The 16,805-nt window shown below is 35.6% G+C and carries 19 protein-coding genes and 1 pseudogene; 13 read left to right on the top strand and 7 right to left on the bottom strand.

Annotated elements, in window-relative coordinates; translation table 11 throughout:
• From rpsM to HCD_RS03995, 7 genes are all read left to right on the top strand, one after another.
• Entirely contained in the window at window positions 1–363 is a 363-nt protein-coding gene (gene rpsM, locus HCD_RS04025) for a 30S ribosomal protein S13 (protein WP_014659315.1), read from the top strand.
• A gap of 22 nt (window positions 364–385) precedes the next feature.
• Complete coding sequence (gene rpsK / locus HCD_RS04020) at window positions 386–781, top strand: 30S ribosomal protein S11 (RefSeq protein ID WP_014659314.1); 396 nt, start codon at window positions 386–388, stop codon at window positions 779–781.
• Window positions 782–790: 9 nt separating this feature from the next.
• The gene (rpsD, locus tag HCD_RS04015) at window positions 791–1,417 is read left to right on the top strand and encodes a 30S ribosomal protein S4 (protein WP_014659313.1); all 627 of its coding nucleotides are present in this window, start codon (window positions 791–793) and stop codon (window positions 1,415–1,417) included.
• A gap of 11 nt (window positions 1,418–1,428) precedes the next feature.
• Window positions 1,429–2,463: a DNA-directed RNA polymerase subunit alpha gene (locus HCD_RS04010; RefSeq protein WP_014659312.1), complete on the top strand. Its 1,035-nt coding sequence runs from the start codon at window positions 1,429–1,431 to the stop codon at window positions 2,461–2,463.
• Window positions 2,463–2,813, top strand: coding sequence for a 50S ribosomal protein L17 (gene rplQ, locus HCD_RS04005; protein WP_014659311.1), 351 nt, complete (start codon window positions 2,463–2,465; stop codon window positions 2,811–2,813). Before HCD_RS04010 ends, rplQ begins: the two co-directional genes overlap by 1 nt.
• Before the next feature lie 132 nt (window positions 2,814–2,945).
• Window positions 2,946–3,935 carry a DNA adenine methylase gene (locus HCD_RS04000; protein ID WP_014659310.1) on the top strand — a complete coding sequence of 330 codons (990 nt, stop codon included), beginning with the start codon at window positions 2,946–2,948 and terminating at the stop codon, window positions 3,933–3,935.
• A gap of 78 nt (window positions 3,936–4,013) precedes the next feature.
• Window positions 4,014–4,640 (top strand): hypothetical protein, encoded by a 627-nt coding sequence (locus tag HCD_RS03995; protein WP_014659309.1) that lies wholly within the window; start codon window positions 4,014–4,016, stop codon window positions 4,638–4,640.
• Between the two features lie 207 nt (window positions 4,641–4,847).
• Here the strand turns inward: HCD_RS03995 and HCD_RS03990 are convergent.
• The 7 genes and pseudogenes from HCD_RS03990 to rpsB form a co-directional block, all read right to left on the bottom strand.
• Window positions 4,848–5,339, bottom strand: a pseudogene (locus HCD_RS03990) (DNA cytosine methyltransferase); the annotation flags it as partial.
• 16 nt (window positions 5,340–5,355) lie between these two features.
• Window positions 5,356–6,201 (bottom strand): DNA adenine methylase, encoded by an 846-nt coding sequence (locus tag HCD_RS03985; protein WP_014659307.1) that lies wholly within the window; start codon window positions 6,199–6,201, stop codon window positions 5,356–5,358.
• The gene (locus HCD_RS09685; protein ID WP_158308556.1) at window positions 6,201–6,461 is read right to left on the bottom strand and encodes a type II restriction endonuclease; all 261 of its coding nucleotides are present in this window, start codon (window positions 6,459–6,461) and stop codon (window positions 6,201–6,203) included. Before HCD_RS09685 ends, HCD_RS03985 begins: the two co-directional genes overlap by 1 nt.
• A complete protein-coding gene (locus HCD_RS03980) occupies window positions 6,430–7,044 on the bottom strand; it encodes a type II restriction endonuclease (RefSeq protein WP_081482779.1) in 615 nt (204 codons plus the stop codon). Before HCD_RS03980 ends, HCD_RS09685 begins: the two co-directional genes overlap by 32 nt.
• Window positions 7,045–7,086: 42 nt before the next feature.
• Complete coding sequence (locus tag HCD_RS09420; RefSeq protein ID WP_014659306.1) at window positions 7,087–7,224, bottom strand: hypothetical protein; 138 nt, start codon at window positions 7,222–7,224, stop codon at window positions 7,087–7,089.
• A 66-nt stretch (window positions 7,225–7,290) separates the two neighbouring features.
• Entirely contained in the window at window positions 7,291–8,358 is a 1,068-nt protein-coding gene (gene tsf / locus HCD_RS03975) for a translation elongation factor Ts (RefSeq protein ID WP_014659305.1), read from the bottom strand.
• A complete protein-coding gene (gene rpsB / locus HCD_RS03970; RefSeq protein ID WP_014659304.1) occupies window positions 8,358–9,152 on the bottom strand; it encodes a 30S ribosomal protein S2 in 795 nt (264 codons plus the stop codon). Before rpsB ends, tsf begins: the two co-directional genes overlap by 1 nt.
• Window positions 9,153–9,395: 243 nt before the next feature.
• Between rpsB and HCD_RS03965 the strand changes: the two genes are divergently transcribed.
• The 6 genes from HCD_RS03965 to HCD_RS03940 all read left to right on the top strand — a co-directional run bounded on the left by HCD_RS03965 (window position 9,396) and on the right by HCD_RS03940 (window position 16,800).
• Window positions 9,396–12,200, top strand: coding sequence for a RecB-like helicase (locus tag HCD_RS03965; RefSeq protein WP_014659303.1), 2,805 nt, complete (start codon window positions 9,396–9,398; stop codon window positions 12,198–12,200).
• 21 nt (window positions 12,201–12,221) lie between these two features.
• Window positions 12,222–13,535 carry a sodium/proton antiporter NhaA gene (gene nhaA / locus HCD_RS03960; RefSeq protein WP_014659302.1) on the top strand — a complete coding sequence of 438 codons (1,314 nt, stop codon included), beginning with the start codon at window positions 12,222–12,224 and terminating at the stop codon, window positions 13,533–13,535.
• A gap of 64 nt (window positions 13,536–13,599) precedes the next feature.
• Window positions 13,600–13,890 (top strand): preprotein translocase subunit YajC, encoded by a 291-nt coding sequence (yajC, locus tag HCD_RS03955; protein ID WP_014659301.1) that lies wholly within the window; start codon window positions 13,600–13,602, stop codon window positions 13,888–13,890.
• The gene (gene secD, locus HCD_RS03950) at window positions 13,891–15,471 is read left to right on the top strand and encodes a protein translocase subunit SecD (protein ID WP_014659300.1); all 1,581 of its coding nucleotides are present in this window, start codon (window positions 13,891–13,893) and stop codon (window positions 15,469–15,471) included.
• Window positions 15,472–15,480: 9 nt separating this feature from the next.
• On the top strand, window positions 15,481–16,452 hold the full coding sequence (secF, locus tag HCD_RS03945; protein WP_014659299.1) for a protein translocase subunit SecF: 972 nt from the start codon (window positions 15,481–15,483) through the stop codon (window positions 16,450–16,452).
• 9 nt (window positions 16,453–16,461) lie between these two features.
• The gene (locus HCD_RS03940; protein WP_014659298.1) at window positions 16,462–16,800 is read left to right on the top strand and encodes a DUF6394 family protein; all 339 of its coding nucleotides are present in this window, start codon (window positions 16,462–16,464) and stop codon (window positions 16,798–16,800) included.
• The last annotated feature ends 5 nt before the right edge of the window (window positions 16,801–16,805 follow it).

Here is a 16,805-nt window from a genome sequence, read left to right as displayed (position 1 = left end):
ATGGCAAGGATTGCTGGTGTAGATTTACCAAAAAAGAAGAGAGTAGAGTATGCCCTTACCTACATTTATGGGATTGGGCTTAAGAGTTCCAGAGAAATTTTAGAAGCGGTGGGCATTTCTTTTGATAAGCGTGTGCATGAATTGAGCGAAGATGAAGCATCTAGTATTGCTAAGAAAATCCAGCAAAGCTACTTGGTAGAGGGTGATTTGCGTAAGAAAGTTCAAATGGATATAAAATCTTTAATGGACTTAGGAAGTTATCGTGGTATTAGGCATCGTAAGGGGCTTCCTGTAAGGGGTCAAACCACTAAAAATAACGCTAGAACTCGTAAGGGTAAGAAAAAAACCGTGGGTAGCAAGTAGCAAATAAGGAGATGATGATTTTATGGCTAAGAGAAATGTAGCGACTAAAAAGAAAGTAGTCAAAAAAAATATTGCTAGAGGGGTTGTTTATATTTCAGCAACCTTTAATAACACAAACATCACTATAACTGATGAAATGGGCAATGTGATTTGCTGGAGTACTGCAGGCGGTTTAGGATTTAAGGGTTCTAAAAAATCCACTCCTTATGCGGCTCAACAAGCCGTAGAAAGTGCGTTGAGTAAGGCTAAAGAGCATGGCGTTAAAGAGGTAGGCATTAAGGTTCAAGGTCCAGGTAGTGGGCGTGAAACTGCTATTAAGAGTGTGGGTGCAACTGAAGGCATTAAAGTGCTTTGGATTAAAGACATTACTCCGCTTCCCCACAATGGTTGCAGACCGCCTAAAAGAAGAAGAGTATAAGGAGGTTTTATGGCAAGATATAGAGGTGCAGTAGAAAAATTAGAAAGGCGTTTTGGGGTTTCTTTAGCTTTAAAGGGCGAGAGAAGATTAAGTGGAAAGAGTGCTTTAGACAAGAGAGCTTATGGACCAGGTCAGCACGGACAAAGGCGTGCTAAGATTTCAGATTACGGCTTGCAGTTGAGAGAAAAGCAAAAAGCCAAAATGATGTATGGAATCTCTGAGAAGCAATTTAGAAGTATCTTTACAGAAGCGAACCGCTTGGACGGCAATACGGGTGAAAATCTTATTCGTTTGATTGAGAGAAGATTAGATAATGTAGTCTATCGCATGGGATTTGCTACTACTAGAAGTTCCGCCAGACAATTAGTAACACATGGGCATGTACTCGTAGATGGTAAGCGTTTGGATATTCCATCTTATTTCGTGCGTTCAGGGCAAAAGGTTGAGATTATAGAAAAAACTAAGAGTAATCCACAGGTCGTGCGTGCTATGGATTTGACCGCTCAAACAGGAATTGTTCCATGGATTGATGTGGAAAAAGATAAGAAATATGGTATCTTTACTCGCTACCCTGAAAGAGAAGAAGTGGTTATCCCTATTGAAGAAAGACTAATTGTAGAATTGTATTCTAAGTAAGGGGTTAGAGCATGAAATTTATCAAAACAGCACCATTGATTCCTTCAGAAATCAAGGTGTTAGAGAAAGAGGATAATCGGGTTAAGATTTCTCTAGCTCCATTTGAGTTTGGCTATGCCGTTACACTTGCTCATCCTATCAGAAGGTTATTGCTTTTAAGCTCTGTAGGATATGCCCCTATAGGTTTGAAGATTGAAGGCGTTCATCATGAGTTTGACTCATTAAGGGGGGTAACTGAAGATGTATCTCTCTTTATAATGAACTTAAAAAACATTCGCTTTATAGCTAAGGCGTTAGCAGAGGAGAATGCTTCTCAAGAGAACCAGTCAGTTGTAGTGGATTATTCTTTTAAGGGACCTATGGAGCTTAGGGCTAGAGATTTAGTTTCTGAGCATGTAGAGATAGTGAATCCTGAAATGCCCTTAGCAACGATCAATGAAGACACTCAATTGAATTTTTCACTCATTATCTATAAGGGAATGGGTTATGTGCCAAGTGAGAATGTGAGAGAATTGATGCCTGAGAGTTACATGCCTTTAGATTGTTCTTTCACGCCGATTAAAAATGTGGTTTATGATATTGAAAATGTTTTGGTTGAGGGCGACCCTAACTATGAAAAAATCGTTTTTAATATTGAAACAGATGGGCAGATTGACCCTTATGAAGCGTTTTTATCTGCAGTAAAGATTATGGGTAAGCAGCTGGGTGTTTTTGGAGAGAATCCAATTACTAATACCGATTATTCAAATGATTACACACAAAAAGATGACTCTAAAGATTTGAGCGCTAAGATTGAAACCATGAATTTGAGTGCTAGATGTTTTAATTGCTTGGATAAAATCGGTATTAAGTATGTGGGCGAACTCGTTTTAATGAGTGAAGAAGAGCTTAAAGGCGTGAAAAACATGGGCAAGAAGTCCTATGATGAAATCGCAGAAAAACTAAATGATTTAGGCTATCCTGTAGGCACAGAATTAAGCTCTGAACAAAAAGAAAATTTAAAGAAAAGATTAGAAAAATTAGAAGATAAGGGAGGCAACGACTGATGAGACATAGGCATGGATACCGTAAGCTTGGTAGAACAAGCTCACACAGAAAGGCATTGTTAAAAAATTTAGCGATTGCTTTGATTGAACACAATAAAATTGAAACCGGAATTTATAAGGCAAAAGAGTTACGCAGTTATATTGAGAAACTAACTACAGTGGCTCGCAATGGTGATTTTAACGCGCACCGCCATGTTTTTGCATATTTGCAAAACAAAGAAGCCACTCACAAGCTTGTAACTGAAATCGCACCTAAATACGCACAAAGAAATGGTGGTTACACAAGAATCCAACGCACCACTTTTAGAAGAGGGGACGCTTCTACACTCGCTACGATTGAATTCGTATAAACTTTCATCTGTAATTAACCAAAGCTCTTTGTGGGTTTTTGGTTAAGATTATCTGATTAGGTTTTAAATTTATTAGAAAACATAAAATTTGGGTTAAGTGGTTTTAACCGACATTTATTTCAGCACAAAATAATGAACTACATCGGCTCTAAATACAAGCTCATTGCTTTTATCAAAGAAAATATTCACGCTGTTGTGGGTAACAATCTCTCTAACGCTATTTTTTGTGATTTATTCGCTGGCACAGGCATTGTGGGGCGTGCGTTTAAACGAGCTGTTAGAAAAGTGATTTCTAATGATTTGGAGTATTATAGCTTTGTGCTGAATCAAAATTATATTTATAACACTAAAGAAATTCCTAATAAAGAAGAGCTTATTAACATGCTCAATAGCGTTACTTTAGAAAAGGGCTTTATCTATTCGCATTATTCTTTAGGGGGGAGCAAAAGGCAGTATTTTAGCGAAATAAACGCTCAAAAAATTGATGCGATGCGTTTAAAAATTGAAGAACTCAAACTTTCTCAAAGTATTGATAGCAACACCTATTACTTTTTGCTCGCTTCATTATTAGAGAGTGCAGACAGGGTGGCTAACACCGCTTCGGTTTATGGAGCTTTTTTAAAGCAGCTCAAAAGAAGCGCATCAAAAGAACTAATATTAGAAAGCGCTCATTTTGATTTGAGTAAAAATTCAAACGAAGTGTATCAGCAAGATTCTAATGATTTGATTGAAAAAATTTCAGGGGATATTTTGTATTTAGACCCCCCTTATAATGCGAGACAATACGGAGCGAATTACCATTTATTAAACACGATTGCCACTTACAAGCCTTTCATTCCAAAGGGAAAAACCGGCTTGCCCAACTATCAAAAATCATCTTTTTGCTCTCGTGCTAAAATCTTAAACGCTTTTGAAAATTTGATAAAAAAAGCACGATTTAAATACATCTTTTTAAGCTATAACAACGAAGGGCTTATGAGTGAAACAGAGATTAGAAACATCTTAGAGAAATATGGCACTTACTCATTAGCCACAAAAACTTACACACGCTTTAAAGCTGATAACAAACGCGCGCAAAAAGCCACGCACACCAAAGAATATTTGCACATCCTTATTAAGTGATTGAAAAGTAGCTATTTAACTTAGTTAAACCATTCTTTTGTATAATATCCATTTACTAATATTGAATAAGGACTTTTCGTGGATACTCATCAAGGGCAAGCTATTTATAATCCATGGGTGTTAAAAATCTATGATTTATGGGTTTTAGGCATATCTAACCGCTTTTTTTGGCGTTGTGAAACTAAAAGGATAGAAAATTTGTTTTTGCAAAATGTCAGTTCTAATCACGCTGATGTTGGCGTAGGGACAGGCTATTATCTCAAAAAATGCCCTTTAGAAAAAATTGCATTACTAGACTTAAACCCTAATAGCCTAGAAATGACACAAAATCGCCTTTTACCCCTAAAAGCTAAGGCTTATCAAGTAGATGTTTTAAAGCCTATTAAACTTGATTGTGAGCCTTTTCTTTCTATGAGTGTGAATTATTTATTGCATTGCTTACCTGGGAATTTGGAGCAAAAAGGCAAGTGCTTTGAATACCTACGACCCTTATTGAATAAGGGGGCGGTTGTATTTGGTAGCACGATTTTAAATTTTAATCATAACAAGCTAGGCTCAAAGCTTATGAAAATTTACAATCAAAAAGGCATTTTCTCTAATCTCAACGATGACAAAGAAAGCTTAAAGCGTGTTTTAGAACACTATTTTAAAGAAGTAAAAATAGAAATAGTAGGGTGCGTGGCGTTGTTTAAGGCTAAAGTTTAGAGCAAAATATTTGAAAGACTTTGTAAAAAAGACGGCCAATCAAAGCCAAAAGTTTTTAAGAAACTACAATATCTATTTGATAAAAATTTTATAAAGAATATAGCCCACTAAACACAAAGCTAATGCCATATAGGGGAAAAGACTAACAGAAAACATGGTTTTAAAATGACTGAATTTGCAAGGGGCTTGTTCGTGCTACATAGTTTTTTATCTTAAACTATCTAAAAACCTTTTAACTTCCTTAGCAATAGCACTTGATAAGGCAATAGGCACAGCGTTGCCTACTTGTTCGCAACGCTTGGTGTGTGAGCCAAAAAATTTATAATGGGTGGGAAAGCCTGTAATGGTGGCTGCTTCTCTAATGGTAATACTCCTGTGTTCTGTTGGGTGGATAGGAAAATTACTATGCCCTGGGACTAAGGTTGGGGCAAGAGAGTCCATTTTTAAACGCATGGTGTTACCCCTAGAATAAAATTGAGAAATTTGTAAATGCTTGGGTAGATTCTCTATACAATCTTTTATATTTTTACCTTCTTGTATGAATTTAAAGCGTTCAATGGTCTTTTCATTGTGTTGCATGGGAAAATTGTCTGTATCATCTAAGTTAGAATAGTCAATCAGATTAAAAGCATCTCTAATTAAAAAAGGTTTCTTAAAATTTGTAGGTAAAACTTTAAAATCTAATTTAAGTTTTATTTTTAATATTATTATGTTATTAATACGATATATTCACATTTGACAAAAGTGCTTCATAAATGATATTACGATTGTTTTCTTTTGCTCCAACATAATAAAAATGTTCTTTAGTTATTATGTGATAATTTTTCCAAATAGAAAAAATATAATGATTTTTGCGGTATTTATTGCTAAACCATGTAGAAAGAATGAACTTGTGTTTAGATTTTGATAATATTTGTTGCAGTATAACTTCGTTTTCTTCATTCCAGCAATCAAAATAATCCGTATTTCTTCCAATATAAGGGGGGTCAGCATAAATTAAATCGTCTTGATTTGTTTCTAAAAGTGTTTCTTGAAAATCTTGACACTTAAATTCATAATGATTGCTTTTAATAATTTTTGCTATATTTTCCACTTGATTAACAATTTTAGTAACCAAACTTTGAGCAAAGCGCTGAGGATTTTTACAAAATGGAACATTAAATTTTCCTTTTTGATTAAAGCGTATCATACCATTAAAACATGCACGATTTAAGAATAAAAAATCAAGAGAGTTGTGGTTTTTATTAAATCGTTCTCTCACTTCATAATAATATTCTCCATTGCTCTGCAATAATTTCAAACCTTCTTTATTAAGAAAATCTCTCACAATTTTTGGAGTGATTTTTTCATCTTGAATAGCTTTATAAAAACAAATTAAATGCGGATTATTATCGCACAATAAGGCTTTTTGGGGTTGAATATTAAAGGCTACAACGCCTGTCCCCATAAACGGCTCAACCCAACGCTCAAATTTAACTTTTTTTGAACTTTCCTTAATCCAATCTACCAATTTTGTTTTAATACCTTGCGATTTTATAGGTGGAACAAATATTTTTGTCATTAAGATTTGCTCTTATTTTTCATAGGATTAATTTTTTGAATATCAATTCCTTTAAATTCAAGAAACTCGGCTAACTTTGTCAGTTTTTTAAAGCTACCTTGATTTTTTAGATCAGGTATTGTTAATACACCTTGATTAATCCAATATTCATCAAAAATTTGTTCTCCAAGATTTTTAAATACGCCATTTCCTTGCAAAATATCATCAATATATTGAATGCTACCAATATTAGCTTGTATTACCACTTCCACCTTTATCACTAGCGATTTTCCATTTTTCTTCGGCAAAGAATATAAAATCTTTAATAACAGAAGTAATGCTATCTAATTTATCTAATTGTAAAATTTTTGTTTCATCTATATCACTAGAAGTAGCTCGTGTATATAAAATACCTAAACAAATATGACCTAGATAATGCGAATAAGGGAATTGAATATTTTTTGTGCTAGTGCGATTTCTAAAATATTCACCATGCGAACCCAATGTAAAACCATTACAAAAACCTAGACAATCATCTAAGCGATAGGTTGTTTTTATATCTACAGCAAACTTTATTTTTGGATTTTTCTTACATACAAAAGACAGGTCGGGATACCCATTTTGTTTTTCAGCAAGAATAATTTCATACCCATTTTTATTAGCAAATATTTTAAATTTTGGAAAAAGTTGGATTTCAAGAATTTTTGAAATAATTTTAGTATCTGATGAAATCGTATAAATATTTCTATCTGTATCAATAAATCCTTTAATATTCCAATCTCCTAATTGAGTTGTAACATAATCAGTTAGTTCTGTTGCAAAATCTTTAAGTTTATCAATAAAATTTTGTTTTGCTGTATTCATCATTAACCCCTAAATTGATTGTTTATAATAACAGCAAAACTATTAAAAGACAATAATTGATGGCTTGTTTTTAAAAGTAAAATCTTTATATTCTACTTCTAAAATAGAACAAATATCTTTTTGAATATTGCTGTTGTTAGCGATTAAGTCTTGGAAGTCTTTTTCTAATCTGTAGGGCATGTAGTCCTAGTGTATTTGGTATCAAAAATATTATAGGGTTTTTAAGCACAAAATGCGCTTAAAAATTTATTTCATTTGCAAAGCAACTTCTTCAGCGAAATTTTCTACTTTTTTCTCAATGCCTTCGCCTAGCTCAAAACGCACATATTCAGTGATTTCTAAAGAATCGTTTAATTCTTTTGAATAGTCAGCGACCACTTGAGCGATAGTCTTTTTATCATCCATTACATAGAATTGTCCTAAAAGGGTTAGGCGCTGGTCAATGAGTGTGTTATCAGCGATAAATCTTTCCATTTTTCCCGGAACGATTTTATCCCAGATTTGCTCAGGCTTGCCTTGCTCTTTTAATTCGTTTTCAAAGGCTTTCTTTTGATTAGCTAGAACTTCATTGCTTAATTCAATGCTACTACCAAAAGTAGGAATGTTTTTTAAAGGTTTGCCTAAGCGTTTAGCCTCTTCGTTTTCTTTTTCAATTTCAGCAATTAAAGCTAGAGTTTCTTTTTTGACAAAATCAAGGCTAAAGTCTTTGCAATCTAATACTTGGGGTTTCATCGCTGCGGCATGCATAGCGATATTTCTTGCTAGTTCAGCAACTTTTTTAGCGTTGTTCTCATCATTGTATTTCATGGTGATTAACACACCCACTCTGGCGTTAGAATGCGCATAACCATTGATGATATGAGAGCTAGGGGCTTTAAAATTAGCGATTTTTCTCACTAAGATGTTTTCGCCAATCACTGCGATTTGAGAATGTAAATATTCTTCAAAAGGCTTGTTGTCTAACGAGCTTTTTAGTAGCTCTTCTGTAGTGTGGGTATTGTGGGTTTTGATAGTCTCTAAAGTCTTTTTCACTAATTCCTTAAAGCCCTCATTTTTAGCTACAAAATCTGTTTCGCTATTGATTTCTACCATAACCGCACTTTTAAAATCGCTCGCTACTTCTAAAGCGACTACGCCCTCAGCGGCGATTCTATCGACTTTCTTAGCGGCTTTGCTCAAGCCTTTTTCACGCAAGAAATCAATCGCTTTTTGTAAGTCCCCGCCCACTTCTACAAGAGCTTTCTTACAATCCATCATGCCAGCATCAGTTAAGTCTCTTAGTTGCTTGACTAATTGTGCGTTAATCTCTGCCATTATTCTGCTCCTTGTGCTACTTCTTCTTTGATTTCTGCAATCACTTCTTCTTTTTCTTCGTTAGTTACAAACTCTATTTCTTCGCTATTTTCATCAGAATGAGCGATTTCTTCTTGCATGAGTTCTCGCCCTTCTAAAATCGCTTCGCTCATTTCTTTGCAGAATAATCTAATGGAGCGAATCGCATCATCATTTCCAGGAATGGGGTAATCCACTAAATCAGGGTCGCAATTTGTATCTAGCGGAGCCACGATAGGGATATGAAGTTTTCTAGCCTCTGCTACAGCAATTTTTTCTTTAGCCACATCAATGATAAAAATCATATCAGGGATTTTTTTCATATGACGCACACCACCAAGATACTTGTCTAATTTTTCTTTTTTTCTTAGAATCATTAGTTTTTCTTTTTTAGTCAACAAGTCAATTTGACCGCTATTTTCCATTTCTTCAATGATTTCTAATTTTCTTACGGATTTTCTAATGGTGCTGAAGTTTGTAAGCATTCCACCAAGCCAGCGGTAGTTTACATAAGGGACTTGAATCTCTTGGGCAAATTCTTTTAAGGTTTCATTCGCTTGTTTTTTAGTGCCTACAAACATGATGCTCTTACCTTGTGCGGTGGCATCACGCACGATGTTATAAGTGTATCTAAAATAACGCAAAGTCTTTTGCAAATCAATAATATGAATATTTTTTCTAACCCCAAAAATGAATTTTTTGGTTTTAGGATTCCAACGCCTTGTTTGGTGTCCAAAATGCACACCACATTCTAATAAATCTTTCATGGTTACCATGAATGTTCTCCTTAAAGTGTTTTTGGTTCTATCCTCCATGCTCGTTTAATTCTCTATCGTAGAGAACACCTAAAGTTAAGGATTAGCATGTGTGAATTTGACGCTTTTTCTTTTATCGCTTCTTAGTTGATTAGCGACAAAACCCTATAATTGTAGCAAAAGATTAAGGTTTTTTAGCTTAAGCAAAAATGTCTTTTAGGTATAATAAGCAAGGCAAAATTAGATTTTTGGGATAAGTTGCAAATGGATACAAACAGACAATGCATGGCTTTAAAAGCTTCAGCGGGGAGTGGGAAGACTTTTGCTTTGAGCGTGCGTTTTTTAGCCTTGCTGTTTAAGGGGGCTAATCCTAGCGAGATTTTAACGCTCACTTTCACTAAAAAAGCCACAGCCGAAATGAAAGAGCGGATTTTAGGGTATTTGCTAGACTTACAAAAGGAAAGTCCTAAGAGTGAAGATGTCCTAAAAGAATTAGAAAAAAAATATGACTTAAATCCTAGTTTTGTGCTAGATAATGCCAAAAAGGTGTACCAACGCTTTTTGAATGCAGAAGTTAAAATCAGCACGATTGATGCGTTTTTTCAAAGCATTTTAAGGAAATTTTGCTGGTTTGTGGGTTTGAGTGCGAATTTTGAAGTTAATGAAGACACAGAGTTGTATCAAAAATGGCTTAATGAGTGTTTTTTGAGTGTTTTAGATAGCAAGCAACTCAAAGAATTGAGCGTTTTTATCGCTCAATGTTTGAGTTATGAGAGCTATAAAAACGAGCAAGTTTTAGAGCTTGTTCGCTCTTTGAAAAACAAGCAATTTTTATTCGCCTTAAGCAAGCAAAAGCCTATTTTTGATGAAGAGCGTTTTTTGGGCATGCTAAGAGCCTTAAAGGCTAAAATTCAAAGTATAGAAATTGCATCAGATAGTGCTAAAAAGGCCATTAAATGCGAGAGTTTTAAGGGGTTTTTAAACAGCACTTTAACCTGGCTTAAAGATAAGAGCGAATATAGATTTTTTAAAAAATTTAGAGATAAAATCCCTACTTTAGACACAGAATGTGAAAGGATTGAAGAAGAATTAAAACGCTATTATGAAGCTAGAGAATACGAATTATTTGAAGCGTTTCCTCAATTCATTCAATGGTATGACAACGCCACTTGTAAAATCCAAGCCCTAGATTTTAGTGCGATTAAGGACAAGGTTTATGAGTTGCTTAAACACCACCAAGTGATGCCAGCGGAGTTTTTTTACTTTAGATTAGACAGCAAAATTGCACACATATTGATTGATGAATTTCAAGATACGAGTTTGAGTGATTATGAGATTTTAGCCCCTTTTATTGAAGAAATCAAAGCCGGAGTAGGCCAAGCTAAATGGCACAGAAGCGTGTTTTTTGTAGGTGATGTGAAACAGAGTATTTATGGCTTTAGGGGGAGTTTTAGTTCGCTGTTTGAAGAAGTCTCTAAAGGCTTTTACCAAGATAATTTGGAGTTTAATTATCGTAGTTCGCCCCTAGTCATAGCCTATGTGAATCAAATTTTTGAAAAAGCTTATCAAAATTTTCCCACTACTTATATTCCGCAAAAATGCCCCCAAAATGTTACATGGAATGCTGCAAGGAACGCTACAAGTGGGTATGTGAAAGTGTCCTTGGTCGCTGATGAGAGTGAGTTAGTGTTAGAGCAAGTTTTACAAGAAGTTAAAAATCTCTTAGTCCATCAAGTTGAGCCTAAAGATATTACGATTTTGTGCGCTACTAATGACAACGCCTTAGAAATCAAGCATTACTTACAAGAGCGTTTAAGCGAAATTTACCCAAGCACTGAATCTAGTGCGAGCTTATCTCAATTTGTAGAATCTAAGATTATTAAGAATGCCTTAGAATACGCCTTGGCAAAAGAGCCTTATAAGCCCTTTTATAAGCATAGTGTTTTAAAGCTCGCTGGATACTTGCATGATGATGTGATAGCTTTACCTAGTTTTGAACCACAAAAAGAGAGTGTAGCAAGCTTTGTGTGGCGTGTAGTGGAGCAATTTGAGCTTTATGAAGAGCCAGCACAGAGTTGCTTAGAATTAGCCATTGATTGTAAAGATGCTAGTGAGTTTTTAAAAAAATTAGAGAACCAACAAATCGCATCTTTAAGCGCTCAGGGGACACAGATTATGACCATTCATAAATCTAAGGGCATGGAATTTCCTTATGTGATTTTGTGTGAGCGTTTGAATAAGGCTCACACACGCCAAGATAAATTGCTTGAAGAATATGACCATACAGAACTCAAACGCCTTTATTACAGAATGAAAAATCGTGAGTTAGTAGATGAAGCCTACAAAAGGGCGTTAGAAGAAGAGAAAAGACGCCAGAGTTGCGAAGAGATGAATGTGTATTATGTGGCATTCACCAGGGCAAGGCTTGGACTCATTGTGGTGGCTAAAAATGGAAAAGATATGTGTAAAAAACTAGAGCTTGTGCCTTTAGAAGAAGGTAAAATCAAATCAGTTACTCCTTCTCAAAAAGAACCTTTAGCAACGAGCATTTTGATTAAGCCCCACGCTTATGGCAAACAGGTTCAAGAAATAGAAGAAGAACAAGATGAAAATTACGAAAAGAACGATAACCAAGAAGCGATTAATTTTGGAGTCGCCTTACACAAAGGCTTAGAATGTCAATATGCTTATAATATTCCTAAAAAAAGTGTTTTAGAATATTTAGATTACCATTATGGGTTTTATGGTTTGGATTATCAGGCTTTAGAAGAGAGCTTGAAGCTCTTTGAAGATGATACTGAAATTCAAAGTCTTTTTAGGGGTAATGAGCTGAAGGGTGAAGTCAGCTTCTTACATCAAGGAATTGTTTATAGAATAGATGTTTTGCTTTGGGACAAGCGACAAAACCTGTGTGTCTTGGATTATAAAAGCTCTCAAAATTATCAGCAAAGCCACACTAAGCAAGTGCGTAATTACGCCGAGTTTTTACAATCTCAAGCACCGACTTCTAGCGTGAAAGCCGGTATTGTCTATGCTCATAAAGCATTGCTTGAAAAACTATGGGTTTAATTTTATGAATAAGGTTATTGAATGAATATAAAAACAGAAAATACGCTCAGTGTGATGTTGAAAAATTTTATCACAAGCGAGTCTTTTGGGGGGATTTTTCTCTTTTTAAACGCCGTTTTAGCTATGATTGTGGCAAATTCGTTTTTAAAAGAGAGTTATTTTGCCTTATGGCATGTGCCTTTTGGGTTTCAAATAGGGGATTTTTTCATTGGTTTTAGTTTGCACCACTGGATTGATGATGTCTTAATGGCGTTATTCTTTTTGATGATAGGTCTAGAGATTAAAAGAGAGTTATTGTTTGGGGAGTTATCGGATTTTAAAAAGGCTTCTTTTCCTGTGATTGCGGCTATTGGGGGTATGGTAGTTCCTGGATTAATTTATTTTGTTCTCAATACTAACACCCCTTCTCAGCATGGTTTTGGGATTCCTATGGCGACAGATATTGCGTTTGCTTTAGGGGTAGTTATGCTCTTAGGTAAGAGAGTGCCAGTGGCTTTAAAGGTTTTTTTAATCACTCTAGCGGTGGCTGATGACTTAGGGGCGATTATAGTGATTGCGGTATTTTATACGACTAATTTAAAACTCGCATGGCTTTTAGGGGCGTTAGGGGTAATTCTAGGCTTGGCATTATTGAATCGTTTGAATGTGCGTTTGCTTCTACCTTACTTGCTTTTAGGAGTAGTGCTATGGTTTTGCGTGCATGAAAGTGGCATTCATGCGACGATTGCGGCGGTTATTCTAGCCTTTATGATACCGGTTAAAATGCCTAAAAATTCTGAGAGCAAAGAACTTTTAGAATTAAGCAAACACTACGCTCAAACAAGTGTTGAAGTGCTTTTAACCAAAGAGCAACAACAAATTTTACATTCTATTGAAAAGAAGACAAGTGCCTTGCAAAGCCCACTAGAAAGATTAGAGCATTTTCTAGCCCCTATCAGTGGCTATTTTATCATGCCCTTATTTGCGTTTGCAAATGCTGGGGTAAGTATTAGCTCTAGCACGAATTTAGAAGTGGATAAAGTGCTTTTAGGGGTCATTTTAGGGCTTTGTTTGGGTAAGCCTTTAGGGATTTTTCTCATCACTTTTATAGGCGAGAAGCTTAAAATCACCGCACGCCCTAAAGGTATAAGCTGGTGGCATATTTTAGGGGCTGGACTATTAGCTGGAATCGGCTTTACGATGTCTATGTTTATCTCTAACTTAGCTTTTACAAGCGAGCATAAAGATGCTATGGAAGTGGCAAAAATTGCGATTTTGCTAGGTTCGTTGATTTCTGGGATTTTTGGGGCTTTATATTTGTTTTTATTAGACAAAAGAGCCGCTTTAAAGAAGTGATGAAATCTTGTGACCCATAAAAATGCTATAATGTAAGATTAAACATCTTTTTAAAGGAAATTGAATGGGACAAATGAAAGAAATTCTAACTTCTATTTTACCCTTGGTAGCACTATTTTTTATTTTTTATTTTTTGATTATTCGTCCACAACGCCAGCAACAAAAAAAGCATAAAGAAATGGTAGAGAGTCTGATTAAGGGCGATAAGATTGTAACCCAAGGCGGATTGATAGTTGAGGTGCTTAAAGCTGAAGCAAATTTTTTTAGCGTAAAGCTCAATGATGATACTATTGTAAAACTCTCTAAGCACCATGTGGCATATAAATTAGATGAAGGAATGACAAATAACAACTAAATGAAACTTTTTAATACTCGCTTAATCGTTTTTATTCTCGCACTTCTTTTTGGGGTAGGGTTTTCCTTGCCCTCTTTGTTGCACATTAAGGGGCCAGAAATCACTTTAGGCCTAGATTTAAGGGGGGGCTTAAACATGCTTTTGGGGGTTCAAACGGATATTGCCCTAAAAAACAAGTATCTAAGTTTAGCGTCCGCTTTAGAATACAACGCCAAAAAACAAAATGTTTTGCTTAAAGGCGTAAAATCTGGTTTGGAAGGGATTAGTTTTGAGCTTTTAGATGAAGATGACGCTACGAAAATAGACAAGCTTTTATTAGAGTTACAAGGTAATAGCAAATTTGAAATCAAAAAAGAAGCTGAGTTTTACCAAGTTAGGCTCACTTTTTTAGAGCAAGAAGAATTGCGTAAAAGTACTATTTTACAGGTAATAGGGATTATTCGTAACCGCTTAGACCAATTTGGTTTGGCAGAGCCTACGGTAATCCAGCAAGGCAAAGAAGAAATTTCTGTGCAATTACCCGGTATTAAGACTTTAGAAGAAGAACAGCGTGCTAGAGAATTGATTTCTAAATCAGCCCATTTACAGATGATGGCAGTAGATGAAGAGCATAATAAAGATGCAATGAATATGACAGATTTAGAAGCTCAAAAATTAGGGGCTGTATTATTACCTGATGTAGAAATGGGGGGTAAAATTTTATTAAAAGCCATTCCTATTTTAGATGGCGAAATGCTTACTGATGCTAAAGTGGTTTATGACCAAAATAACCAGCCGGTTGTGAGCTTTACCTTAGATGCACAAGGGGCTAAGATTTTTGGGGATTTTTCAGGTGCTAATGTAGGCAAACGCATGGCAATTGTTTTGGATAATAAAGTCTATTCAGCTCCTGTTATTAGAGAACGCATTGGTGGGGGGAGCGGACAGATTAGTGGGAGCTTTAGCGTAGCTCAAGCAAGCGATTTAGCGATTGCTTTAAGAAGTGGGGCTATGAGTGCACCCATTCAAGTTTTAGAGAAAAGAATCGTAGGCCCGAGTTTAGGAAAAGACAGCATTAGAACTTCTATTATCGCTCTAATTGGGGGCTTTATTTTAGTTATGGGCTTTATGGTGTTATATTATTCAATGGCGGGCGTGATTGCTTGTATAGCGTTAGTGGTTAATCTTTTTTTGATTGTAGCTGTAATGGCTATTTTTGGAGCAACCTTGACTTTACCCGGAATGGCAGGAATTGTTTTAACCGTAGGAATTGCCGTAGATGCGAATATCATTATTAATGAGCGTATCAGGGAAGTTTTAAGAGAAAATGAAAGCATAGCTAAGGCTATTCATTTAGGATACATTAATGCTAGCAGGGCGATTTTTGATTCTAATATCACTTCCTTAATCGCTTCGGTGTTACTATATGCTTATGGTACAGGAGCAATTAAGGGCTTTGCTCTTACAACAGGCATTGGGATTTTGGCATCTATTATCACTGCCATTGTAGGCACGCAAGGGATTTATCAAGCCCTTTTACCCAAACTTTCTCAAACTAAGAGCCTTTGCTTTTGGTTTGGAATAAAGAATAAGAGAGCTTAGGAGATTTTAATGGAACTATTTAAGCAAGCTAGAGTCTTAAGCTTTATGCGTTATTCTAATTATGGGGTTATTCTTTCGGCTATTTTAGTGCTTATGGCATTAGGGCTTTTGTTTTTTAAGGGGTTTTCTTTAGGGATTGATTTTGCTGGGGGGAGCGTGGTGCAGGTGCGTTATGCTCAAAATGCCCCTATTAAAGAAGTGCGTGAGCTTTTTGAAAAAGAAGCTCGTTTCAAGGGCGTTCAAGTGAGTGAATTTGGTTCTAAAGAAGAGATTTTAATCAAATTTCCTTTTATAGAAACAGCTGAAAACGAAGACTTAAACATTATAGTGGCTAATATTCTAAAGCCTAGTGGTGATTTTGAAATCCGTAAATTTGACACCGTGGGTCCTAGGGTGGGAAGTGAGCTAAAAGAAAAGGGAATCCTATCGCTGATTTTAGCTTTGATAGCGATTATGGTTTATGTGAGTTTTCGCTATGAATGGCGTTTTGCACTTGCTAGTGTTGTAGCGTTGTTGCATGATGTTATTATTGTGGCTAGTTCGGTGATACTATTTAAAATTGATATGAATTTAGAAGTGATTGCTGCCCTACTCACTTTAATTGGGTATTCCATTAATGATACGATTATTATCTTTGATAGGATTAGAGAAGAGATGTTAGCTAAAAAATCTAAGCATGTCTCTCAAGCCATTGATGAAGCCATTTCTAGCACACTCACTCGCACACTTCTAACTTCTTTAACCGTGTTTTTTGTGGTGTTGATTTTGTGTGTGTTTGGGAGCAAGATTATCATTGGCTTCTCATTACCTATGCTAGTAGGCACGATTGTAGGGACTTATAGTTCTATGTTTATTGCCCCTAAAGTTGCGGTATTATTGGGCTTTGATATGGAAAAATACTATGACAATGAAGCTAGAAAAATCAAAAAAGCTCAAGAGAAAGAAAAAATGCGTCGCTTGTATGAAGGCGGTCAAGTTTAAGGAGTTTCTATGGATTGGGGTCGGGTTATTCATGTATTCTTTAGTCTTGTAAGTTTGACAACCATTGCAGGGTTTTTGTATGAGCCAAATATTGTCGTGTTATTTGGTGCGTTAGCCTTAAATCTTATTTCTATCACGCTAAAGATTGGAATATGTAAACGCTTTGCTTCAGAGCTATTAGCTAGTTCTTTAGCGACCGTGTTGCATCTGATACCGGCATTTGTTTTTTTACAGATTTTAAATAATTTAACTTTATCTTACATGTTTATGATTGGAGCTTTGATTAGTAATGCTTTTTGTGTGGTATTTTTATTGATAGAAAGCGTTGTAACAAGCGAAACAGACTAAAGGAT

The organism is Helicobacter cetorum MIT 99-5656, from assembly GCF_000259275.1.
Classification (GTDB): domain Bacteria; phylum Campylobacterota; class Campylobacteria; order Campylobacterales; family Helicobacteraceae; genus Helicobacter; species Helicobacter cetorum.
The sequence above is the reverse complement of the archived record's forward strand: the minus strand, read 5'-3'. Positions and strand labels throughout refer to the sequence as shown.

Bases quoted from the DNA above. Each gene is read 5' to 3' on its own strand.
- rplQ (WP_014659311.1), top strand. From the start codon at position 2,463: ATGAGACATAGGCATGGATACCGTAAGCTTGGTAGAACAAGCTCACAC.
- rpsD (WP_014659313.1), top strand. From the start codon at position 791: ATGGCAAGATATAGAGGTGCAGTAGAAAAATTAGAAAGGCGTTTTGGG.
- nhaA (WP_014659302.1), top strand. From the start codon at position 12,222: ATGAATATAAAAACAGAAAATACGCTCAGTGTGATGTTGAAAAATTTT.
- rpsM (WP_014659315.1), top strand. From the start codon at position 1: ATGGCAAGGATTGCTGGTGTAGATTTACCAAAAAAGAAGAGAGTAGAG.
- HCD_RS03940 (WP_014659298.1), top strand. From the start codon at position 16,462: ATGGATTGGGGTCGGGTTATTCATGTATTCTTTAGTCTTGTAAGTTTG.
- HCD_RS03985 (WP_014659307.1), bottom strand. From the start codon at position 6,201: ATGACAAAAATATTTGTTCCACCTATAAAATCGCAAGGTATTAAAACA.
- HCD_RS03965 (WP_014659303.1), top strand. From the start codon at position 9,396: ATGGATACAAACAGACAATGCATGGCTTTAAAAGCTTCAGCGGGGAGT.
- HCD_RS04000 (WP_014659310.1), top strand. From the start codon at position 2,946: ATGAACTACATCGGCTCTAAATACAAGCTCATTGCTTTTATCAAAGAA.
- HCD_RS03980 (WP_081482779.1), bottom strand. From the start codon at position 7,044: ATGAATACAGCAAAACAAAATTTTATTGATAAACTTAAAGATTTTGCA.
- rpsK (WP_014659314.1), top strand. From the start codon at position 386: ATGGCTAAGAGAAATGTAGCGACTAAAAAGAAAGTAGTCAAAAAAAAT.
- secF (WP_014659299.1), top strand. From the start codon at position 15,481: ATGGAACTATTTAAGCAAGCTAGAGTCTTAAGCTTTATGCGTTATTCT.
- yajC (WP_014659301.1), top strand. From the start codon at position 13,600: ATGGGACAAATGAAAGAAATTCTAACTTCTATTTTACCCTTGGTAGCA.
- tsf (WP_014659305.1), bottom strand. From the start codon at position 8,358: ATGGCAGAGATTAACGCACAATTAGTCAAGCAACTAAGAGACTTAACT.
- HCD_RS04010 (WP_014659312.1), top strand. From the start codon at position 1,429: ATGAAATTTATCAAAACAGCACCATTGATTCCTTCAGAAATCAAGGTG.
- secD (WP_014659300.1), top strand. From the start codon at position 13,891: ATGAAACTTTTTAATACTCGCTTAATCGTTTTTATTCTCGCACTTCTT.
- HCD_RS09420 (WP_014659306.1), bottom strand. From the start codon at position 7,224: ATGCCCTACAGATTAGAAAAAGACTTCCAAGACTTAATCGCTAACAAC.
- rpsB (WP_014659304.1), bottom strand. From the start codon at position 9,152: ATGGTAACCATGAAAGATTTATTAGAATGTGGTGTGCATTTTGGACAC.